This window comes from Pseudomonas sp. Z18(2022) (assembly GCF_036346535.1).
GTDB classification, from domain to species: Bacteria; Pseudomonadota; Gammaproteobacteria; order Pseudomonadales; family Pseudomonadaceae; genus Aquipseudomonas; species Aquipseudomonas yamanorum_A.
The window spans coordinates 855,678-875,795 of record NZ_JAOTOA010000001.1 but is presented as its reverse complement, the minus strand read 5'-3'; the positions used below and the strand labels follow the sequence as shown (position 1 = coordinate 875,795).

Sequence of the window (20,118 nt, the reverse complement as noted above, 5' to 3'; positions counted from 1 at the left end):
AGATGATCTTAAGGGGCGGGGGCGCTGTCCCCGGTGTACAGCTGGATGATTTCATCAATCTCCCCGGACATTTTCATGCGCAACAAGGTGCGCAGAATCTGTTGCCCGGGCACCTGCGGATCGTTGCGCACATAGCAGCCCAGGCTTTGCTCCTCGATCACGGCCACGGTGTGCAGGCGCTGTGTGGGCGGTAGTTGCTGATTGAAACGGTCGAGTATCCATTCATTGGTCACCGCATACTTGAAGCGCCCGGCCACGAGCTTTTGCAGCACCTGCTCCTCACTGCGGCTGTCGTCGCGGGTGAACTGGCCGCTGGCGAAGCGCGGTTCCAGGGGCGGGTAGCTATAGCCGAGCACCGTGCCGATATGTTGCGGTGCAAGGCTGTCCAGCCGCACTGACAGCGGCGGCACGTGGGCAGTCGCCAGCACATTGCGTTGCACCATCAGCGGGATGCTCCAGGTGTAATCGCCCGACAGGTTGTTCAGCCACGCGGGTGTCACGTAGCAGCGCACATCAACGTCCCCACGCTCCATGGCGGTGTCGATGCGCGCACGGGGCAACACATGGAATTTTGCGGGGCGCCCGACCTGAGTTGCCAGGCTCAACATCACGTCATACAAAATGCCCTGGGTCGGCTGGCCCTGGTCGAGTTGCACCATGGGCATGGTCCAGCTGTCGGAAATGGAGAAACGCAGGGGTGCGGGTGCCGCCAGGCTGACCGTGGCAATCATCCACAAGGCGCCCAGGACTGCGCGCATAAACTCTCCGGGTTCAGCCTTTTATAGGCTTGGTTAGAGCAGCTTAGTCAGATTAGACGAGCGTGCCGGATGCAATTTCCCCCTTGCTCCGCTAGCATTACCCGCTTCCGCTTCCCAGTTGCGACGGTTTTCGATGAGTTATCAGGTTCTTGCACGTAAATGGCGTCCGCGCTCGTTCCGCGAAATGGTCGGCCAGACCCATGTGCTCAAGGCTCTGATCAATGCCTTGGACAGCCAGCGGCTGCACCACGCCTACCTGTTCACCGGTACCCGCGGTGTGGGCAAGACCACCATTGCCCGCATCATCGCCAAGTGCCTGAACTGTGAAACCGGCATCACCTCGACGCCGTGCGGCACGTGCTCGGTGTGCCGGGAAATCGACGAAGGGCGCTTTGTCGACCTGATCGAGATCGACGCCGCGAGCCGCACCAAGGTCGAAGACACCCGCGAGCTGCTCGACAACGTGCAGTACGCGCCCAGCCGTGGCCGCTTCAAGGTCTACCTGATCGACGAAGTGCACATGCTGTCCAGCCACTCTTTCAACGCGCTGTTGAAAACCCTGGAAGAGCCGCCGCCCTACGTCAAATTCATCCTGGCCACCACCGACCCGCAGAAACTTCCTGCAACGATTTTGTCGCGGTGCCTGCAGTTCTCCCTGAAAAACATGACCCCGGAGCGGGTGGTCGAGCATTTGACCCACGTGCTGGGCGTCGAGAACGTACCGTTCGAAGACGACGCCCTGTGGCTGCTGGGGCGTGCCGCCGACGGCTCGATGCGTGATGCCATGAGCCTTACCGACCAGGCCATCGCCTTCGGTGAAGGCAAAGTCATGGCCGCCGACGTGCGCGCCATGCTCGGCACCCTCGACCACGGCCAGGTGTTCGATGTGCTGCACGCACTGATCGAAAGCGACGCCAAGGCATTGCTCGAAGCCGTGCGCCACCTGTCCGAGCAAGGCCCGGACTGGAATGGCGTGCTCTCGGAAATCCTTAATGTGCTGCACCGCGTCGCCATCGCCCAGGCCTTGCCTGAGGGTGTCGACAACGGCCATGGCGACCGCGACCGCGTGCTGGCCCTGGCCCAGGCCTTGCCGGCCGAAGATGTGCAGTTCTACTACCAGATGGGCCTGATTGGCCGGCGTGACTTGCCGCTGGCACCCGACCCGCGCGGCGGCTTTGAAATGGTCCTGCTGCGGATGCTGGCCTTCAGGCCCGCCGACACGACGGATGCACCGAGACAGCCGCTAAAGCCAGTGGGGATCAGCCAGGCCACAGTTGATTCCGCCAAACCAGTGGCTGGCCCGGCTGTTGTCGCGCCAGTGGTTGCGCCGCCTGCGCCGGTTGCTCCGGCACCGGCCCCTGTTGTCGCCGAGCCGGTGGCGCCTGTGGTGGTGCCAACGCCTGCGGTTGAGCCTGCGCCCGTGCCGGAAGTCGATCTGCCGTGGAATGACCCGGTAGCAGCCGAGGTCGAGCTGCAGCCAGCCGTCGAGCCAGTGCTGGAAACCACCAGTGAGCAGCCTGAACTGACACCCATGCCAGCGCCGACCCCGGACAGCGTGGTGCCGGACGCCCCCGAATGGGTGTCCGCCCCGGTTCCGGAGCCAACCGTCGCTCAAGTGGACGCCGCCACTCCGGGCGCCGACCTCGACGACGAGCCGCCGCTGGACGAAGACTACATCGAGCCGGACATGGACTCGGCCTACAGCTACCTGGACGACCTGGCCAGCGAGCACACCGCCGAGCCCGCCCCGGAGCCTGAGCCGGAACCGGCTGCCATGCCGGCCACCGGCCTGGCGCTGCAATGGCTGGAGCTGTTCCCGAAACTGCCGATTTCCGGCATGACCGGCAGCATCGCCGCCAACTGCACGCTGATTGCCGTCGATGGCGACCATTGGTTGCTGCACCTGGACCCGGCCCACAGCGCCCTGTTCAACGCGACCCAGCAGCGCCGGCTCAACGATGCCCTGAACCAGTTCCACGGACGCACGCTGACCATCAGCATCGAGCTGATCAAGCCCGAGCAGGAAACGCCGGCCCAGGCGGCGTCCCGTCGCCGGGTCAACCGCCAGCGCGAGGCTGAAGAGTCGATCCACGGTGATCCGCTCATCCAGCAGATGATGGAGCAGTTTGGCGCGGTGGTGCGTCACGATACTATTGAACCTGTAGAAGCCCCGGTTCCCCAGGCGTCATAAGCCGGGGCCAATAATTGATCCACGTACTTTTGAGGTGATTCCCATGATGAAAGGTGGCATGGCCGGCCTGATGAAGCAGGCGCAGCAGATGCAGGAAAAGATGGCCAAGATGCAGGAAGAACTGGCCAACGCCGAAGTCACCGGTAAAGCCGGTGGCGATATGGTCAGCGTGGTGATGACCGGTCGTCACGACATCAAGCGCGTGAGCATCGACCCAAGCGTATTGCCGGGCGTGGGCGAAGACGACCTGGAAATGCTCGAGGCGCTGTTCGCCGCGGCCGTCAACGACGCCGTGCGCAAGATCGAAGCCAACAGCCAGGACAAAATGTCCGGCGTGACCGCTGGCATGCAACTGCCGCCGGGTATGAAGCTGCCGTTCTGATCGGCAAGCCCGCGACTGAAGATGCCAGGCCCCGTGCCTGGCATTTTTTTTGCGCTGAATATTTTCCGCATACGCATACGCATACGCATCCGTAGCAGCTGCCGAGCGCCAGCGAGGCTGCGTCGGCAGCGACTCGGTCCCGCGTCTGGCATGAAGACGGCGGTGCGGCTAACGTAGCCTCGCTGGCGCTCGACAACTGCTACGGGAGTTTTGTCGAACCCTGGACCCTGTCTTGGGGTCTGCACCCTATACCGTTGAATTCAATCACCGATAGAAGGAGCCTCGCTGATGACCGAGTCATTGACCCTAAACCAGCGCATCGTGCTGGTCTCACGCCCCCACGGCGCACCGGTGCCGGAAAACTTTCGCCTGGAACGCGTCGCGCTGCCGGAACTGGCCGACGGCCAAGTCCTGCTGAAAACCCTTTACCTGTCTCTGGACCCGTACATGCGCGGGCGCATGAGTGATGCACCGTCCTACGCCGCGCCCGTAGAAATCGACGAGGTGATGACCGGCGGCGCTGTCAGCCGTATCGAGCAATCCCGTAATCCCAAGTTCGAGGTGGGTGACCTGGTGGTCGGTTCCACCGGCTGGCAGAGCCACAGCATCTCCGATGGCCGCAACCTGATACCGGTGCCCAAGGGCCTGGCGAGTCCTTCGATGGCATTGGGCGTGCTGGGCATGCCCGGGATGACCGCCTATATGGGCCTCACGGACATCGGCCAACCCAAGTCCGGGGAAACCCTGGTGGTGGCGGCGGCTTCCGGCGCGGTGGGCTCGGTGGTCGGCCAGGTGGCGAAGATCAAGGGCCTGCGGGTGGTCGGCGTGGCGGGTGGTGCCGACAAGTGCCGCTATGTAGTGGAAGAACTGGGCTTTGATGCCTGCATCGACCACAAGGGCGACAACTTTGCCGAGGAGCTGGCCCAGGCTTGCCCGAAGGGTATCGACATCTACTTTGAAAACGTCGGTGGCAAGGTATTCGACGCGGTCGTGCCGCTGCTGAACGCCAAGGCGCGCATTCCCTTGTGCGGACTGATCGCCGGCTACAACGCCCACGAAGCCCCCAGCGGCCCCGACCGGCTGCCTGCGTTGCAACGTACCTTGCTGACCAAGCGTGTGCGGATCCAGGGCTTTATCGTGTTCGATGACTATGGCGACCGCCAGCCGGAGTTCCTCAGTGCCATGGCGCCGTGGGTGCGGGACGGCAAGATCAAGTTCCGCGAGGACGTGGTGGAAGGCCTGGAGCAGGCACCTGAAGCCTTTATCGGTTTGCTGGAGGGGCGCAACTTCGGCAAGTTGGTGGTGCGCGTCGCACAAGATTGAGCATTTGACGCTAATCCGGGGCGCGGGTATAAACCGCGTCTCGTTGTTTTGTCGGACCTTTCCCCATGAGCTTCAGCCCCCTGATTCGTCAACTGATCGACGCCCTGCGCACTTTGCCGGGTGTGGGCCAGAAAACCGCCCAGCGCATGGCGCTGCAACTGCTGGAGCGTGATCGCAGCGGCGGCTCCCGACTGGCCCAGGCCTTGAGCCAGGCCATGGAAGGGGTAGGCCACTGCCGCCAGTGCCGCACCTTGACCGAAGAAGAACTGTGCCCGCAATGCGCCGACCCTCGCCGCGACGACACGCTGCTGTGTGTGGTCGAAGGGCCGATGGATGTGTATGCGGTGGAGCAGACCGGTTACCGCGGGCGCTACTTTGTGCTCAAGGGCCACCTGTCGCCGCTGGACGGGCTGGGGCCGGAGGCCATCGGTATTCCGCAACTGGTGACGCGGATCGAGGAGCAGGGGACCTTTGTCGAGGTGATCCTGGCCACTAACCCGACGGTGGAAGGCGAAGCGACAGCCCATTACATCGCGCAATTGCTGACCAACAAGGGCCTGATCACTTCGCGTATCGCCCATGGTGTACCGCTGGGTGGCGAGCTGGAGCTGGTGGATGGCGGAACCCTGGCGCATTCATTTGCCGGGCGTAAGCCGATCGCCCTCTAAAAACACCGCAGAACGACATGTGGGAGCTGGGCTTGATGTGGGAGCTGGCTTGCCTGCGATGCAGACAACTCGGTCTTTCAGTTAAACCGAGGTGATGCTATCGCAGGCAAGCCAGCTCCTACATTTGATCTCTACTGTTCATCTAAGTCTTCGTCAGGCTCCGCCTTGTATCTTGATAACCAAGCAAGCGCTTGGTAAGTTCGCTCCACCTTCCCGTGGAGCTTGCCGATGTCTGCCTATCAGGAATACTTCGACCCCAGTCACCAATTGGTTCGCGACAGCGTGCGACGTTTCGTCGAGCGCGAGATGTTGCCGGGCATCGAGCTGTGGGAAGAAGCCGAGAGCTTCCCCCGGGAGTTGTACCTCAAGGCCGGCGCCGCCGGGATCCTGGGCATCGGTTACCCCGAAGCCCTGGGCGGCAGCCACGAAGGTGATCTGTTCGCCAAGGTCGCCGCCAGCGAAGAGCTGATGCGCTGCGGCTCTGGCGGCGTGGTGGCGGGGTTGGGCTCGCTGGATATCGGTTTGCCGCCCATCGTCAAATGGGCCCGGCCTGAAGTGCGCGATCGGGTCGCGCCGCTGGTCTTGTCCGGCGAGAAGATCGCCGCCCTGGCCGTCACGGAGCCCGGCGGCGGCTCCGATGTCGCCAACCTGCAAACCCGCGCCGTTCGCGACGGCGACCATTACCGGGTCAGCGGCAGCAAAACCTTTATCACCAGCGGCCAGCGTGCCGACTTCTATACCGTGGCGGTGCGTACCGGCGGGCCGGGCTTTGGCGGTATCAGCCTGTTGTTGATCGAAAAGGACACTCCGGGCTTCACCACCGGTATGCCACTTAAGAAAATGGGCTGGTGGGCGTCGGACACTGCCGAGCTGTTCTTCGACGATTGCCGCGTACCGGTAGGAAACCTGATTGGTGTCGAGAACATGGGCTTCGCCTGCATCATGGGCAACTTCCAGAGCGAACGGCTGGCCCTGGCCTTGATGGCCAACATGACCGCGCAGATGGCCCTGGAGGAAAGCCTGAAATGGGCGGCCCAGCGCGAGGCCTTCGGCAAACCCATCGGCAAGTTCCAGGTACTCAAGCATCGCCTGGCGGAAATGGCCACGGCGGTGGAGGTCTCCCGGGAGTTCACCTACCGCCAGGCCGCCAAGATGGCCGCTGGCAAGAGTGTGATCAAGGAAATCTCCATGGCCAAGAACCTCGCCACCGACACCGCGGACCGCGTGACCTTTGACGCGGTGCAGATCCTCGGCGGCCAGGGTTACATGCGCGGCAACCTGGTGGAGCGGCTGTATCGCGACAACCGCATCCTGTCCATCGGTGGCGGGACTCGGGAGGTGATGAACGAAATCATCAGCAAGCAGATGGGTTTGTAGACAGCGCTTTTGTGGCGGGGGGGCTTGTGTGGCGAGGGAGCTTGCTCCCGCTGGGCTGCGTAGCGGCCCCAAGATCTTTGGGAGCGCTGCGCACTCCAGCGGGAGCAAGCTCCCTCGCCACACAAGCGCCCTCGCCACACGAGTCCCGGCTTACTGATCAGTCAGCGCAAACTGCGTCAGGCAGAACGTAGGAATACCCATGTCTTCCAGGCGCCGGGACCCACCCAGCTCCGGCAGATCAATGATCGCCGCTGCTTCGAAAATCCGTGCGCCCATGCGCCGCGCCAGGTTGGCCGCCGCGATCAGCGTGCCGCCGGTGGCGATCAGGTCATCGAACATCAGCACCGAATCCCCTTCACACAGGCTGTCGGCGTGCACTTCCAGGAACGCTTCGCCGTACTCGGTCTGGTAACCCTCGGCCAGCACGTCAGCCGGCAGTTTGCCTTGCTTGCGGAACAGGATCAGCGGTTTGTTCAACTGGTAGGCAATGATCGAACCGATCAAAAAGCCCCGGGCATCCATCGCGCCGATGTGTGTGAACTCGGCTTCGACGTAGCGGTGCACGAAGGTATCGGCCACCAGGCGCAAGGCCTTGGGCGACTGGAACAGCGGCGTGATGTCGCGAAAGATCACCCCAGGCTTGGGGAAGTCGATGACTGGGCGAATCAGGGATTTGATGTCGAACGAATCGAAGACCATCGTCGAAGAGTCCTGGGGCGGAAAACGGACTCGAAGTATACCTGCGGCCCAGCCGATTGGCTCGGCCGCAAGCGTCTGGATCAGCCGTCGAGCGAGCCGCCAGCCAATGCGCAGAGCTGGATCGGGTCGAGGATATGCACTTCCTTGCCTTCAGCCGCAATCAACTCGTTCTGCTGGAAGCGGGTGAAGACGCGGGACACGGTTTCCACCGCCAGGCCCAGGTAGTTGCCGATTTCGTTGCGCGACATGCTCAGGCGGAACTGGTTGGCCGAGAAACCCCGGGCGCGGAAACGCGCGGAGAGGTTGACCAGGAAAGTCGCGATCCGCTCGTCGGCGGTTTTCTTCGACAACAGCAGCATCATCTGCTGGTCGTCGCGGATTTCCCGGCTCATCACGCGCATCAGTTGGCGGCGCAACTGTGGCAATTGCAGGGCCAGTTCATCCAAACGTTCGAACGGGATTTCACACACCGAGGTGGTTTCCAGGGCCTGGGCCGACACCGGGTGAATCTCGGTGTCCATGCCCGACAGCCCGACGAGCTCGCTGGGCAGGTGGAAACCGGTGATCTGTTCTTCGCCGCCATCGCTCAGGCTGAACGTTTTCAACGCGCCCGAGCGTACTGCATAAACGGAATCAAACTTGTCGCCCTGGCGAAACAGGAACTCGCCTTTTTTCAGCGGGCGACCGCGTTTAACGATCTCGTCCAGCGCTTCCATGTCTTCCAGATTCAACGAAAGTGGCAGGCAGAGGGGGGCCAGGCTGCAATCCTTGCAATGAGCCTGGCTATGAGCGCGCAGTTTAACTGGCTCGGACATTTCTTAAATCCTTGTGGGAAAACACACATAAGACGTAAGGGTACCGCACTGGGGGATGATCAGGCCAGCGTGTACAAAAAAGCAGCAACGGTATAAAGCTTTATGTATCGGCGCCGATACACAGGTGTCTCTCTATGAGCTGGAGCTCAGATCATGTCAGTCAGCACTGTCCAAAATCCGGTTATCAACGTGCCCGCGGTGTCGGTTTGGAAGGCTGCCGATGCAGCCAAGGAAAAAGACGACGCCGCCAAGGTGCCGGCTTCTGAAACCAAGGCCACCGAAGGCGTGAAGGTCACTATTTCCGGGGCGGGGATGGGCATGGCCTCTGCGAAGAAATCCTCCAATAGCGATATTGATGAGAGCAGCCTGAGCGACGCCTCCAAGCAACTGTTGAAAATGATCCGCGAGCTGAAAAAGCAACTTGCGCAGAAGATGGCCGAGCTCTCCGCGGCCATGGCCAACACCTCCCTGAGTCCGGAGGCACGCCAGGCCAAGGTGGCAGGCTTGCAGGGCGACGTGGCGACCATCCAGGCCGGCTTGATGACGGCCCAGACTCAATTGGCCAAAGTCTTGAAAGACGAGTCGCCTCAGGCCCAGATGGAAGCAATGAGCCTGATGGCGAAGTAACACCCTCAGATCACCCGCGAAAATCGTTGCCGGTTCTGATGCTCCAGATAGGCATCGAACACCATGCACACCGAGCGCACGAGCAGGCGTCCCGCCGGTAATACGCGGATGCCCTGTGGGTCGACTTCGATCAGTCCGTCCTCGCTCATTGCTTCCAGCTGTGGCCAGAGTTCGTCGAAATAGCCGCGAAAATCGATATTGAAGGCTTTTTCGATCTTCTCGAATGTCAGGCTGAAGTTGCAGATCAACTGCTGGATCACTTCCCGTCTCAGCCGGTCATCGGTAGTGCACAACAAACCACGGCTGGTGGCCAATTGCGCGCCGGCCAGGGCGTTCTGGTAGTGATTCAGGTCGCTGCTGTTCTGGCAGTACAGGTCGCCAATCTGGCTGATCGCCGACACCCCGAGCCCGATCAAGTCGCAATGCCCGTGAGTGGTGTAGCCCTGGAAGTTGCGTTGCAGGGTGCCTTCTTCCTGGGCGATGGCCAGTTCGTCATCCGGCAGGGCGAAGTGGTCCATGCCGATGTAGCGGTAGCCGGCGTTGGTCAATTGTTCGATGGTGGTTTGCAGCATCAACAGCTTATCGGCCGGTGACGGCAGGTCCTCGGTATTGATCCTTCGCTGGGGCATGAACCGTTCCGGCAGGTGTGCGTAGTTGAACACCGACAGGCGATCCGGTTGCAGCTTGATCACTTCCTCCACCGTGCGGGCGAAGTTCAGCGGCGATTGCTTGGGCAGGCCGTAGATCAGGTCGATATTGATCGAACGAAATTGCAGGGTGCGCGCCGCGTCGATCACCGCCCGGGTTTCTTCCAGGCTTTGCAGGCGGTTCACGGCGCGCTGCACGTCGGGGTCGAGGTCCTGCACGCCGATGCTGACGCGGTTGAAGCCCAGCTCCCGCAGCAGGCCCATGGTCGCCCAGTCGGCTTCCCGCGGGTCGATTTCAATCCCGTAGTCGCCGGAATCATCGTCCAGCAGGTTGAAGTGCTGGCGCAGCCGGGCCATGACCTGGCGCAATTCATCGTGGCTGAGAAAAGTCGGGGTGCCGCCGCCAAAATGCAGCTGCTCCACCGGCTGTTTCGGGTCGAGGTGGCAGGCCACCAGTTGGATCTCCTGCTCCAGGCGCTGCAGGTAGGCGTGAGCCCGCCCTCGATCCTTGGTGATGACCTTGTTGCAGGCGCAGTAGTAGCAAATATTCGCGCAGAACGGCACATGCACATACAGCGACAATGGCCGGACGGCCTTGCGACTGTCGCGCAGGGCGTGGAGCAGGTCGAAGGTGCCGACCTGGCTGTCGAATTGTACGGCGGTGGGGTACGAGGTGTAGCGCGGCCCCGCCAGGTCGTAGCGGTGAATCAGATCAGTGTCCCAACGAATGGCGTCGAGCATGCGGGCGTTCCCCCGGATAGGCTAGTGGGCCGAGTCTAGGGGCTGGGTGCAGGGGCCATCTTGATTTGCATCAACGGGGAGCGGCGCTATGCCACATGGCGATCTAGTGGCCCATTAGCCAGTGCTGGTGGGGGCCGGGCAACGTCCATAGGCCAAACACAATCACCAGCAGCCCACCGGTCATGCGCACACTGCGTTTGCGCAACAGTGCAGTGACACGCTCGGCTGCCAGCCCGGTGGCCAGCAGTACCGGCCACGTGCCGAGGCCGAAGGCGAGCATCAACACTGCACTGTCCAGCGCATTGCCCTGGCTGGCCGCCCACAGCAGGGTGCTGTAGACCAACCCGCATGGCAGCCAGCCCCAGAGCGCGCCCAGCAGCAAGGCCCGGGGCAGGCTGGACACCGGCAGCAAGCGGTTGGCAATCGGCTGGATATGGCGCCACAGGCCGCGCCCGAGGCGTTCGATACGTGTCAGGCCGCTCCACCAGCCGGCCAGGTACAACCCCATGCAGATCAGCAACAGCCCGGCGAGGATGCGCATGAACATCGCCGCCGGGCTGTTGGCCACCGCCCAGCCGGCCAGGCCGATCAGCAGGCCGGCGGTGGCGTAGCTGAGGATACGTCCCAGGTTGTAGGCCAGCAGCAGGCGAAAACGCCGGCTGCGTTGCTCCTTGGGAATCGCCAGGGTCAGCGCGCCCATCAGGCCGCCGCACATGCCCAGGCAATGGCCGCCGCCCAGCAGGCCGAGGATCACCGCCGAGACCAGCAGGGGCGCGAGTTCAAGCATGGGGCGGGTCTTTCGGCTTGGGCGGTTGCTCAGGGCCGTTGGCTTCATCGACGGCGGCCAGGTGATTCGGGTCCTGGTCGTCGAACAGCACGCTGTGGGCCGGGCCGTCGAGGTCGTCATACTGGCCGCTGTCCACCGCCCAGAAGAAGATGTAAATGGCGATGGCCACGATCAACAGCGCCGCCGGGATCATCACGTAAAGAGCTGGCATCTGCACTCCATGCCCGGGCGGCTCACGCCGGCAGCGGACGGGTTACGGGGGCGGGGCTCGCGGCTGGCGTGCTCGGCATGCGAGTCAGGCGCAGGGCATTGAGCACCACGGTCAACGAACTGAGGGACATGCCGATCGCGGCCCAGATCGGGGTGATCCAGCCGAGGGCGGCAAACGGCAACATCAGGCCATTGTACAGCCCGGCCCACAGCAGGTTCTCAATGATTACCCGGCGGGTGCGCCGGGCCAGGGTGAAGGCTTGCACCAGGGCATCCAGACGGTTCGACAGCAGCACTGCGTCGGCGCTGGTCTTGGCCAGGTCGGTGGCCGAGCCCATCGCCACGCTGATGTCGGCAGCGGCCAGTACCGGCACGTCGTTGACCCCGTCGCCGAGCATCAGCACCTTGCGGCCTTCCTTGTGCAACTGTTGCAGCATGTGCAGCTTGTCGTCGGGGCGCAGGCCGCCGTGGGCTTCGTCGATACCCAGTTCAGCCGCGACACTGGCGACCATCGGCGAGCTGTCCCCCGAGAGCAGCAACGTGCGCCAGCCGCGGGCCTTGCAGGCGGCGAGCAAGGCTGGCGCGTCGCTGCGCAGGCGGTCGTCCAGGACAAACCAGGCCAGGACGCCGTCGGTATCGCCCAGCAGCAGCCATTGGCCGGCGTCCTTCGGCGAGGCGGGGAGGGCGCAACCGCTCAGTTCGCAGACAAACCCCGGCTGGCCAATGCGCAACTGGCGGTTGCCGACGCGTCCTTCCAGGCCCAGGCCCGGCGTGCTGAACACCTCGTCCGCCGCCAGTGGTGCACGGCCAAATGCGCGGGCGATCGGGTGTTCGGAGCGTTGTTCCAGCGCGGCGGCAAGGCTCAGGCATTCGTCGCTGCCCAGCACGCCCAGCGGACGAATCGCACGCAAAACCAGGCGGCCTTCGGTGAGGGTGCCGGTCTTGTCGAAAATCACTGTGTCGATCTGGTTCAGGCCTTCCAGCACGTGGCCACGGGTCAGCAGCAGACCGAGTTTGTGCAGGGTTCCGGTGGCCGCCGTCAGGGCGGTGGGCGTGGCCAGAGACAGGGCGCAAGGGCAGGTCGCAACCAGCATCGCCAGGACGATCCAGAAGGCTCGCGATGCATCCAGCTCCCACCACAGCAAGCCGATCACTGCCGCGGCGATCAACGAGCACAGCAGGAACCATTGGGCGGCGCGGTCGGCGATTTCCGCCAGCCGGGGTTTCTCTGCCTGTGCGCGCTCCAGCAGGCGCACGATGGCCGACAGGCGCGTGTCGTGGCCCAGGGCACGGACTTCGACGGTCAGTGCGCCTTCAACGTTGAGGGTGCCGGCGGTGACGGCATCGCCGACCTGTCGTGGCTGCGGCAGGTACTCGCCGGTCAGCAGGGATTCGTCGATGCTCGACTGGCCATCGAGGATGATGCCGTCTGCCGGCAGCACTGCTCCGGGATGTACCAATACCCGGTCGCCCAGGGCCAGCTCGCTGAGCAGGATGCGTTCACTTTGCCCGTCGGCACTCATGCGCAGGCACGAGGCCGGCAGCAGGTTGACCAACTGTGCGGTGGCCGCCGCCGTACGTTCCCGGGCGCGGCGCTCCAGGTAGCGCCCGGCCAGCAGGAACAGGGCAAACATGCCCACCGCATCGAAATACAGCTCCCCGGTGCCGGTAATGGCGGTCCAGATCCCGGCCAGGTACGCACCACCGATGGCCAGCGACACCGAAACATCCATGGTCAGGTGGCGGGTGCGCAGGTCACGCATCGCGCCTTTGAAGAACGGTGCGCAGCTGTAGAACACGATTGGAGTTGTAAGAAACATCGCGACCCAGCGCAGGATCACGTGCAGTTCCGGGCTCAGGTCGATATTGAATTCCGGCCAGGTGGCCATCGTCGCCATCATCGCCTGGAACCACAGCAGCCCGGCCACGCCCAATTGGCGCAAGGCCAGGCGGTTTTCGCTGGCCAGCTGTTCGGCGGCGCGGTCGGCTTGATACGGGTGGGCGGCGTAGCCGATGTGGCGCAACTCGCCGAGCAGTTGGCTCAGTGGCAATTGCCCGTCGGCCCAGCGCACGTGCAGGCGGTGGTTGGACAGGTTCAGGCGCGCCTCGGCCACGGCGGGCAGGTTGCGCAGGTGTTTTTCGATCAGCCAGCCACAGGCGGCGCAGCTGATGCCTTCCATCAACAGCGTGGCTTCCGACAGCTCGCCGTCGTGGCGTACGAAGGGTTTTTGCACATCGGCGCGGTCATACAGCGCCAGTTCGTCCACCAGTTGCACCGGCAGCGCCTCGGGGTTGGCCGAGGCTTCACTGCGGTGCTGGTAATAGCTTTCCAGGCCACCGGCGACAATCGCCTCGGCCACCGCCTGGCAGCCCGGGCAGCACAGCTCGCGGGACTCGCCGAGGATCACGGCGGTGAACCGGCTGCCGGGCGGCACGGGCAGGGCACAGTGGTAGCAAGGGATGGGCGTGGTCATGGTTTGAATCTATGGTGGCGGGTAGGGCCTCATCGCGGGCAAGCCCGCTCCCACAGGGGAATGCATTCCAAATGTGGGAGCGGGATTGCCCGCGATGCGCGGAGCGCGGCTTTTTATTTTTTCAGGTCTTCAGCACCCTGCAGCGGCTCGTCGCCCAGCAGCAAATCCTTGTCATGGCTGACCTGTTCTTCTTCAAACATGCGCCAGGTCCGGTCGCCTTCCACGCCCAGCAATTCGACGAAGCGGCGGCCTTCGACCTTGTCGGTCACCTGGCCGATGTAGCGGCCGGGTTCGCTGTCGCTGCGGGTCAGGATGATCTTGCGATCCTTCTCCGGCTGGGTCGGCGAAATCAGGTTCAGTTCCAGGGTGCCGGGCCCGCTGTTGCCGGTCAGGTGCAACTCGACTTCGCCGGTCAGCTCGTCCAGGTGCACCTTGGCGCGCAGTTGCAGGGTCTGGGCCAGCAGTTCGCGGTCCAGGGAGCGGTTGATGCCTTTGCCCGCCTCGTAGTAGTTGTCGTTGACCAGGTTATCGGGGTTCTTCACCGCGATGGTCACCATGGACAAGGTCAATGTCACCGAACAGGCCAGGATCCCGATGATGATCCAGGGCCAGAGGTGCTTGTACCAGGGGCTTGCGGCAGTAGCTGCGGGCATTGTTGTGCTCTCTATTAACGAACTTGTGGGCCGATGAATCGGCTCTTGGCTTCAATGTGGACGCTGTCGTCATCGGCATCCCTGAGGATGAATTTCACCTCGTTGGTGCTCGAAGGCAGTTGTTCCGGCGCGCTGGACAGCTCCACCGGCATGCTGAAGATTTCCCCGGCAGCCACCTTGATCTCGCGCCGGCCTTGCAGCTTGAGGTCTGGCAGGCCGGCGGCGTCGAGCACGTAGGTGTGGTCGCGCTGGTCCTTGTTCATGATCTTCAGGCTGTAGACGTTTTCGATCCGGCCTTCGGCGTTTTCGCGGTACAGCACGCGGTCCTTGCTGACGTCGAAACCCACCAGCGAACGCATGAAGAACGCGCCCGCCAACAAGCTGATCATTGCCAGCAGCACCAGGGCATAACCGATCAGGCGCGGGCGCAGCTTATGGGTTTTCTGCCCTGACAGGTTGTGCTCGGTGGTGTAGCTGATCAGGCCGCGAGGGTATTCCATCTTGTCCATGATGTTGTCGCAGGCGTCGATGCAGGCCGCGCAGCCGATGCATTCGATTTGCAGGCCGTCACGGATGTCGATGCCGGTGGGGCACACCTGCACGCACATCGTGCAGTCGATGCAATCCCCCAGGCCCTCGGCCTTGTAGTCGATGCCTTTTTTGCGCGGGCCACGGGTTTCGCCACGGCGCGGATCGTAGGAAACAATCAGGGTGTCCTTGTCGAACATCACGCTCTGGAAGCGCGCATACGGGCACATGTAGATACACACTTGCTCGCGCAGCCAGCCGGCGTTGCCGTAGGTGGCGAGGGTGAAGAAACCGACCCAGAAGTACGACCAGCCATCAGCCTGGCCGGTGAAGAAGTCGAACACCAGTTCACGGATCGGCGAGAAGTAGCCGACGAAGGTCATGCCGGTGACAAACCCGATGATCAGCCACAGGCTGTGCTTGCTGAACTTGCGCAGGAATTTGTTGGCGCTCATCGGCGCCTTGTCCAGCTTGATGCGCTGGTTGCGGTCGCCTTCGGTGACCTTTTCGCACCACATGAAGATCCACGTCCACACGCTTTGCGGGCAGGTGTAGCCGCACCAGACGCGGCCGGCGTACACCGTGATGAAGAACAGGCCAAACGCCGCGACGATGAGGATGCCCGACAGCAGGATGAAATCCTGGGGCCAGAAGGTCGCGCCAAAAATGAAGAATTTACGCTCCGGCAGGTTCCACCAGACGGCCTGGTGGCCACCCCAGTTCAGCCACACGGTGCCGAAGTAGAGGAGGAACAAAGCCGCGCCGCCAAGCATGCGCAAGTTGCGGAACAGGCCGGTGAAGGCGCGGGTGTAGATCTTCTCTCGCGAAGCGTAGAGGTCGACGGTTTTGGCAGGCGGGGTAACGTTCTGTACCGGTATCTGGTCGCTCATCATTGCATCCCACGGCGGTGGAGATTTGCCTCGGCCAGTACGTGCCAACCGGGGTCAAATTGGGGGTGTTGCAGTGGCGTAATGATACGCCCCCGATCCCTCTCAAGGGGTGCGACCTTTGGTCGCGTTGGGGGAAATCAATTGATGGTGTACGTGATCTGGATCAATTGACTTGTGAAGTATGGACGGTATTTACGGCCTTAGAGGTCATTCGTCCCATGGATTGATCAGCGTGACGCCGCTGGATTGAAAGTCACGGATGTTGCGGGTGACCACTGTCAGGCCATGAACCAGGGCGGTTGCAGCGATTAGCGCGTCACTTTCGTTGGCTTGGTCTGGCACATGCAAGGTGGCACAGCGTAGTGCCACTGCCGCATCAATCGGCAGGATTCTGGCATCAAACGCCGGCATTACATGGCGCTTGAGCCAGGTACGTAAAATCTTCCCCTGAGCGGGGTCACGCCGCTCCATTCGCAGGATTCCTGTTTCCAGTTCCTTCAAGGTGATGGCTGAAATATACATCCGTGGTGCGATGACGCTTTTGGCCCAGGCGACGACGTTCACGTCAGCCTGGGGTTTACGAAGTTCAGAGATGACATTGGTGTCGAGTAGATACATCAAGAGAGGTCCACGGGTCGATGGATGATCACGGCACGTTCGGTTTCGAACTCGATATCTGCCGCTTCCGGCATCACCAACAGGTCAACAATATCCGCATTGAGCCCCGTCAGTTTTTGGTAGTCCTCAATGCTTAGCAGTACATGGGCCGGCCTGCCTCTGTCGGTGATAAAAACCGGGCCTTGGCGGGCGGCTTTTTTGGCACCGCTTGTGTCTTGATTGAATTCACGGCTGGAAATGGTGGTGATGGTCATGGGGGCTAGCCTCCTCATGGAGTACGAATGTAGATACGTTACTACTGCTGTTTTTCTTGATCAATCTCAAATGTAGATACGTTGCTGGAGGGTGACGACTTTTTCGATGTGCAAACAAAGCGGCCCCGCCAATTTCCACTGGCGGGGCCGTTTTTTATTGCCGCTTTGCCTTACTCGGCCTCGGCTGCCTTATCCCCATGGGACAGGCTGTAAACATACGCCGCCAGCAAGTGCACCTTGTCATTGCCCTGCAACTGCTCCTGCGCAGGCATCTGGCCCTGACGGCCATAACGGATGGTCTGTTGCAGTTGCGCGAAGCTCGAGCCGTAGATGAACGCGCCCGGGTGGGTCAGGTCAGGTGCGCCCATCGCTGGCGTACCTTTACCCTGTGGGCCGTGGCACGCCACGCAGTTGGCGGCGAACAGTTTCTCGCCGTTGGCCACGTCTGCCTTGGCGCCTTCCGGCAGTTTGCGGCCATCGAGGTTAGTCACCACAAAACCGGCCACATCGGCCACGCCTTGCTCGCCAATGACTTCGGCCCAGGCCGGCATCACCGCGTGGCGGCCTTTCATGATGGTTTCCTTGATGGTCGCCGGCTCACCGCCCCAGCGCCAGTCGGCGTCGGTCAGGTTAGGGAAACCGTAGGCACCCTTGGCGTCGGAACCGTGGCACACCGAGCAGTTGGAGGCGAACAGGCGGCCACCCATCTTCAAGGCTTGCGGGTCCTTGGCCACTTCTTCAATCGGCATGGCGGCGAATTTGGCGAAGATCGGCCCGAACTTGGCGTCCGACTTGGCCATTTCCTTTTCCCATTCGTGCACGCCGGTCCAGCCGGTCTGGCCGTTGGCAAACGGGGTTTGCTTGTCGTTGTCGAGGTAGGCGTAACCCGGCAGCAGGCCTTTCCAGTTGCCCAGGCCAGGGTACAGCGCCAGGTAACCCAGGGCGAAGATGATGGTGCCGACGAACAGCATGAACCACCATTTGGGCAGCGGGTTGTCGTACTCCTCGATGCCGTCGAACGAGTGCCCAACGGTTTCATCGGTTTGCTCGGCGCGCTGGCCCTTGCGGGTCGACAGCAGCAGCCAGGTCAGGGCGAAAATGGTACCCAGACTGAGGACTGTGACGTACAGACTCCAGAACGTAGTCATTCTTTGTTACTCCTAGACGCTTCCACGACGTGCTTGATGGCTTCGGGATCATCCGCGAAGGGCAGCAACGTCGCGTCTTCAAACTCCGACTTGCGCTTGGGGCTGAACACCCACAAGGCCAGGCCGATAAAAGCCACCATCACGACAACGGTGCCCAGGCCTCGAATCATCCCGATATCCATCCAGATCACCGTTTGCTTTTGATGATGGTGCCAAGGCCTTGCAAGTAGGCCACCAGTGCGTCCATTTCGGTCTTGCCCTTCACGGCAGCGGCCGCGCCGGCGATGTCTTCGTCGGTGTAGGGCACGCCGAGGGTGCGCAAGACTTCCATCTTCTTGGCGGTGTCCTTGCCGTCGAGCTTGTTTTCGACCAGGAACGGGTACGCCGGCATTTTCGACTCGGGCACCACGTTGCGCGGGTTGTACAAGTGCGCGCGCTGCCAGTCATCGGAGTAACGACCGCCGACACGGGCCAGGTCCGGCCCGGTACGCTTGGAACCCCACAGGAACGGGTGGTCCCACACGCTTTCACCAGCCACCGAGTAGTGGCCGTAGCGTTCGGTTTCGGCGCGGAACGGACGGATCATCTGCGAGTGGCAGCCGACACAACCGTTGGCGATGTAGACGTCGCGGCCTTCCAGTTCAAGCGCGGTGCGCGGCTTCATGCCCTCCACCGGCTTGTTGGTCACGTCCTGGAAAAACAGCGGAACGATCTGGGTCAGGCCGCCGATACTCACGGCGATAACCATGAAGAAGGCCAGCAGGCCGATATTCTTCTCGACTACTTCATGCTTCATCAGTGAGCTCCCACAACGGCGATCTTGGTAGCGGCTTCGGCTTCTACAGGGTCGGATGCACGCACGGTGCGCCACACGTTGTAGGCCATGAACAGCATGCCGCTGGCAAAGATCGCACCGCCCAGGGCGCGCACGATGTAACCCGGATGGCTGGCTTGCAGCGCTTCGACGAAGGAGTAGGTGAGGGTGCCGTCATCGTTGATTGCACGCCACATCAGGCCCTGGGTGATGCCGTTGACCCACATCGAAGCGATGTAGAGCACGGTACCGATGGTGGCCAGCCAGAAGTGGGTGTTGATCAACGCGACGCTGTGCATCTGCGCCCGGCCGAACAGTTTCGGGATCATGTGGTACAGCGCGCCGATGGAGATCATCGCTACCCAGCCGAGGGCGCCGGCGTGTACGTGGCCGATGGTCCAGTCGGTGTAGTGGGACAGCGAGTTGACCGTCTTGATGGCCATCATCGGGCCTTCGAAGGTCGACATGCCGTAGAACGCCAGGGAGACCACGAGGAACCGCAGGATCGGGTCGGTGCGCAATTTATGCCAGGCGCCCGACAGGGTCATCATGCCGTTGATCATGCCGCCCCAGCTCGGCGCCAGCAGGATGATCGACATCGCCATGCCCAGGGACTGGGCCCAGTCCGGCAATGCGGTGTAGTGCAGGTGGTGCGGACCGGCCCAGATGTACAGGGTGATCAGCGCCCAGAAGTGCACGATGGACAGGCGATAGGAGTAGATCGGACGCTCGGCCTGTTTCGGCACGAAGTAGTACATCATCCCCAGGAAGCCGGTGGTGAGGAAGAAGCCTACGGCGTTATGGCCGTACCACCACTGGATCATCGCGTCCGTCGCACCGGCGTAAGCCGAGTAGGACTTGAAGAGGCTCACCGGCAAGGACGCGTGGTTGACGATGTGCAGCATCGCCGTCACCAGGATAAACGCCCCGTAGAACCAGTTGCCGACGTAGATGTGCTTGGTCTTGCGCTTGACGATGGTGCCGAAGAACACCACCGCGTAGGTCACCCAGACAATCGCCAGCAAAATGGCGATCGGCCATTCCAGCTCGGCGTATTCCTTGGTAGTGGTGTAGCCCAGCGGCAGGGTGACGATCGCGCCAACGATGACCGCTTGCCAGCCCCAGAAGGTAAAGGCAGCCAATGCATCGGAAATCAGTCGCGTTTGGCAGGTTCGCTGCACGACGTAATAAGAAGTGGCAAACAGTGCACATCCACCGAAGGCGAAAATCACCAGGTTGGTGTGCAACGGGCGCAGGCGTCCAAACGTCGTCCATGGCAGGCCAAAATTCAACTCTGGCCAAACCAGTTGCGAGGCGATGAAAACGCCGAGCCCCATGCCAAGGATCCCCCAGACCACCGTCATGATGGCGAACTGGCGGACTACCTTATAGTTATAAGCAGTCGGACTGATTGCTGTGCTCATTCTAAGGTTCCACGGTTTAGGTTTTTTTATAGGGTAAAAATCGGTCGCAAGTATGGAGAAAGCAAGATTCCATTGCAACGCAAGGTGACC

At 62.0% G+C, this 20,118-nt stretch carries 21 protein-coding genes; 6 read left to right on the top strand and 15 right to left on the bottom strand.

Features of this window, described 5'->3' with window-relative positions; genetic code table 11:
- Positions 1-8: 8 nt before the first annotated feature.
- Positions 9-758 (bottom strand): substrate-binding periplasmic protein, encoded by a 750-nt coding sequence (locus tag V3W39_RS04035; RefSeq protein ID WP_177045730.1) that lies wholly within the window; start codon positions 756-758, stop codon positions 9-11.
- 133 nt (positions 759-891) lie between these two features.
- On the opposite strand from V3W39_RS04035, the gene dnaX reads away from it, so the two are divergent.
- From dnaX to V3W39_RS04010, 5 genes are all read left to right on the top strand, one after another.
- Positions 892-2,949 (top strand): DNA polymerase III subunit gamma/tau, encoded by a 2,058-nt coding sequence (gene dnaX, locus V3W39_RS04030; protein WP_330212223.1) that lies wholly within the window; start codon positions 892-894, stop codon positions 2,947-2,949.
- A gap of 43 nt (positions 2,950-2,992) precedes the next feature.
- Positions 2,993-3,331, top strand: a complete 339-nt coding sequence (locus V3W39_RS04025) for a YbaB/EbfC family nucleoid-associated protein (protein ID WP_003193199.1) — start codon at positions 2,993-2,995, stop codon at positions 3,329-3,331.
- 288 nt (positions 3,332-3,619) lie between these two features.
- Positions 3,620-4,654, top strand: coding sequence for an NADP-dependent oxidoreductase (locus tag V3W39_RS04020; RefSeq protein ID WP_177045725.1), 1,035 nt, complete (start codon positions 3,620-3,622; stop codon positions 4,652-4,654).
- Positions 4,655-4,719: 65 nt separating this feature from the next.
- Entirely contained in the window at positions 4,720-5,322 is a 603-nt protein-coding gene (gene recR, locus V3W39_RS04015) for a recombination mediator RecR (RefSeq protein WP_003219049.1), read from the top strand.
- A 228-nt stretch (positions 5,323-5,550) separates the two neighbouring features.
- On the top strand, positions 5,551-6,699 hold the full coding sequence (locus V3W39_RS04010) for an acyl-CoA dehydrogenase family protein (RefSeq protein ID WP_330212222.1): 1,149 nt from the start codon (positions 5,551-5,553) through the stop codon (positions 6,697-6,699).
- 150 nt (positions 6,700-6,849) lie between these two features.
- On the opposite strand, the gene V3W39_RS04005 is transcribed toward V3W39_RS04010, so the two are convergent.
- Both V3W39_RS04005 and fnr read right to left on the bottom strand, forming a co-directional pair.
- Positions 6,850-7,398, bottom strand: a complete 549-nt coding sequence (locus V3W39_RS04005; protein WP_177045721.1) for an adenine phosphoribosyltransferase — start codon at positions 7,396-7,398, stop codon at positions 6,850-6,852.
- Positions 7,399-7,478: 80 nt separating this feature from the next.
- Entirely contained in the window at positions 7,479-8,213 is a 735-nt protein-coding gene (gene fnr, locus V3W39_RS04000; protein WP_003219044.1) for a fumarate/nitrate reduction transcriptional regulator Fnr, read from the bottom strand.
- Positions 8,214-8,366: 153 nt separating this feature from the next.
- Between fnr and V3W39_RS03995 the strand changes: the two genes are divergently transcribed.
- Positions 8,367-8,840 carry a hypothetical protein gene (locus V3W39_RS03995; protein ID WP_330212221.1) on the top strand — a complete coding sequence of 158 codons (474 nt, stop codon included), beginning with the start codon at positions 8,367-8,369 and terminating at the stop codon, positions 8,838-8,840.
- A 5-nt stretch (positions 8,841-8,845) separates the two neighbouring features.
- Here the strand turns inward: V3W39_RS03995 and hemN are convergent, their stop codons facing one another.
- The 12 genes from hemN to ccoN form a co-directional block, all read right to left on the bottom strand.
- Positions 8,846-10,228 (bottom strand): oxygen-independent coproporphyrinogen III oxidase, encoded by a 1,383-nt coding sequence (gene hemN / locus V3W39_RS03990; RefSeq protein ID WP_330212220.1) that lies wholly within the window; start codon positions 10,226-10,228, stop codon positions 8,846-8,848.
- Positions 10,229-10,331: 103 nt separating this feature from the next.
- Positions 10,332-11,015, bottom strand: a complete 684-nt coding sequence (locus tag V3W39_RS03985) for a sulfite exporter TauE/SafE family protein (protein WP_259196156.1) — start codon at positions 11,013-11,015, stop codon at positions 10,332-10,334.
- Complete coding sequence (gene ccoS / locus V3W39_RS03980) at positions 11,008-11,226, bottom strand: cbb3-type cytochrome oxidase assembly protein CcoS (protein WP_003219033.1); 219 nt, start codon at positions 11,224-11,226, stop codon at positions 11,008-11,010. Before ccoS ends, V3W39_RS03985 begins: the two co-directional genes overlap by 8 nt.
- Before the next feature lie 22 nt (positions 11,227-11,248).
- Complete coding sequence (locus V3W39_RS03975; RefSeq protein WP_330212219.1) at positions 11,249-13,699, bottom strand: heavy metal translocating P-type ATPase; 2,451 nt, start codon at positions 13,697-13,699, stop codon at positions 11,249-11,251.
- Between the two features lie 113 nt (positions 13,700-13,812).
- On the bottom strand, positions 13,813-14,352 hold the full coding sequence (locus V3W39_RS03970) for a FixH family protein (protein ID WP_177045711.1): 540 nt from the start codon (positions 14,350-14,352) through the stop codon (positions 13,813-13,815).
- Between the two features lie 14 nt (positions 14,353-14,366).
- The gene (ccoG, locus tag V3W39_RS03965) at positions 14,367-15,770 is read right to left on the bottom strand and encodes a cytochrome c oxidase accessory protein CcoG (RefSeq protein WP_177045709.1); all 1,404 of its coding nucleotides are present in this window, start codon (positions 15,768-15,770) and stop codon (positions 14,367-14,369) included.
- A 207-nt stretch (positions 15,771-15,977) separates the two neighbouring features.
- Positions 15,978-16,388 carry a type II toxin-antitoxin system VapC family toxin gene (locus V3W39_RS03960; protein ID WP_177045707.1) on the bottom strand — a complete coding sequence of 137 codons (411 nt, stop codon included), beginning with the start codon at positions 16,386-16,388 and terminating at the stop codon, positions 15,978-15,980.
- Positions 16,388-16,642 carry a type II toxin-antitoxin system Phd/YefM family antitoxin gene (locus V3W39_RS03955; RefSeq protein WP_177045705.1) on the bottom strand — a complete coding sequence of 85 codons (255 nt, stop codon included), beginning with the start codon at positions 16,640-16,642 and terminating at the stop codon, positions 16,388-16,390. The genes V3W39_RS03960 and V3W39_RS03955 overlap by 1 nt, the downstream gene beginning before the upstream one ends.
- Positions 16,643-16,812: 170 nt before the next feature.
- Positions 16,813-17,790: a cytochrome-c oxidase, cbb3-type subunit III gene (ccoP, locus tag V3W39_RS03950; RefSeq protein ID WP_177045703.1), complete on the bottom strand. Its 978-nt coding sequence runs from the start codon at positions 17,788-17,790 to the stop codon at positions 16,813-16,815.
- On the bottom strand, positions 17,787-17,972 hold the full coding sequence (locus tag V3W39_RS03945; protein ID WP_008437575.1) for a CcoQ/FixQ family Cbb3-type cytochrome c oxidase assembly chaperone: 186 nt from the start codon (positions 17,970-17,972) through the stop codon (positions 17,787-17,789). Before V3W39_RS03945 ends, ccoP begins: the two co-directional genes overlap by 4 nt.
- A 5-nt stretch (positions 17,973-17,977) precedes the next feature.
- Complete coding sequence (gene ccoO / locus V3W39_RS03940) at positions 17,978-18,586, bottom strand: cytochrome-c oxidase, cbb3-type subunit II (RefSeq protein WP_003193167.1); 609 nt, start codon at positions 18,584-18,586, stop codon at positions 17,978-17,980.
- Entirely contained in the window at positions 18,586-20,028 is a 1,443-nt protein-coding gene (ccoN, locus tag V3W39_RS03935) for a cytochrome-c oxidase, cbb3-type subunit I (RefSeq protein WP_177045701.1), read from the bottom strand. Before ccoN ends, ccoO begins: the two co-directional genes overlap by 1 nt.
- Positions 20,029-20,118 lie beyond the last annotated feature (90 nt).

Bases quoted from the DNA above. Each gene is read 5' to 3' on its own strand.
- V3W39_RS03955 (WP_177045705.1), bottom strand. From the start codon at position 16,642: ATGACCATCACCACCATTTCCAGCCGTGAATTCAATCAAGACACAAGC.
- V3W39_RS04025 (WP_003193199.1), top strand. From the start codon at position 2,993: ATGATGAAAGGTGGCATGGCCGGCCTGATGAAGCAGGCGCAGCAGATG.
- V3W39_RS04005 (WP_177045721.1), bottom strand. From the start codon at position 7,398: ATGGTCTTCGATTCGTTCGACATCAAATCCCTGATTCGCCCAGTCATC.
- recR (WP_003219049.1), top strand. From the start codon at position 4,720: ATGAGCTTCAGCCCCCTGATTCGTCAACTGATCGACGCCCTGCGCACT.
- V3W39_RS04020 (WP_177045725.1), top strand. From the start codon at position 3,620: ATGACCGAGTCATTGACCCTAAACCAGCGCATCGTGCTGGTCTCACGC.
- V3W39_RS03985 (WP_259196156.1), bottom strand. From the start codon at position 11,015: ATGCTTGAACTCGCGCCCCTGCTGGTCTCGGCGGTGATCCTCGGCCTG.
- ccoG (WP_177045709.1), bottom strand. From the start codon at position 15,770: ATGAGCGACCAGATACCGGTACAGAACGTTACCCCGCCTGCCAAAACC.
- ccoN (WP_177045701.1), bottom strand. From the start codon at position 20,028: ATGAGCACAGCAATCAGTCCGACTGCTTATAACTATAAGGTAGTCCGC.
- dnaX (WP_330212223.1), top strand. From the start codon at position 892: ATGAGTTATCAGGTTCTTGCACGTAAATGGCGTCCGCGCTCGTTCCGC.
- V3W39_RS03970 (WP_177045711.1), bottom strand. From the start codon at position 14,352: ATGCCCGCAGCTACTGCCGCAAGCCCCTGGTACAAGCACCTCTGGCCC.
- V3W39_RS03995 (WP_330212221.1), top strand. From the start codon at position 8,367: ATGTCAGTCAGCACTGTCCAAAATCCGGTTATCAACGTGCCCGCGGTG.
- V3W39_RS04010 (WP_330212222.1), top strand. From the start codon at position 5,551: ATGTCTGCCTATCAGGAATACTTCGACCCCAGTCACCAATTGGTTCGC.
- ccoP (WP_177045703.1), bottom strand. From the start codon at position 17,790: ATGACTACGTTCTGGAGTCTGTACGTCACAGTCCTCAGTCTGGGTACC.
- V3W39_RS03960 (WP_177045707.1), bottom strand. From the start codon at position 16,388: ATGTATCTACTCGACACCAATGTCATCTCTGAACTTCGTAAACCCCAG.
- ccoO (WP_003193167.1), bottom strand. From the start codon at position 18,586: ATGAAGCATGAAGTAGTCGAGAAGAATATCGGCCTGCTGGCCTTCTTC.
- hemN (WP_330212220.1), bottom strand. From the start codon at position 10,228: ATGCTCGACGCCATTCGTTGGGACACTGATCTGATTCACCGCTACGAC.
- V3W39_RS03945 (WP_008437575.1), bottom strand. From the start codon at position 17,972: ATGGATATCGGGATGATTCGAGGCCTGGGCACCGTTGTCGTGATGGTG.
- fnr (WP_003219044.1), bottom strand. From the start codon at position 8,213: ATGTCCGAGCCAGTTAAACTGCGCGCTCATAGCCAGGCTCATTGCAAG.
- ccoS (WP_003219033.1), bottom strand. From the start codon at position 11,226: ATGCCAGCTCTTTACGTGATGATCCCGGCGGCGCTGTTGATCGTGGCC.
- V3W39_RS04035 (WP_177045730.1), bottom strand. From the start codon at position 758: ATGCGCGCAGTCCTGGGCGCCTTGTGGATGATTGCCACGGTCAGCCTG.
- V3W39_RS03975 (WP_330212219.1), bottom strand. From the start codon at position 13,699: ATGACCACGCCCATCCCTTGCTACCACTGTGCCCTGCCCGTGCCGCCC.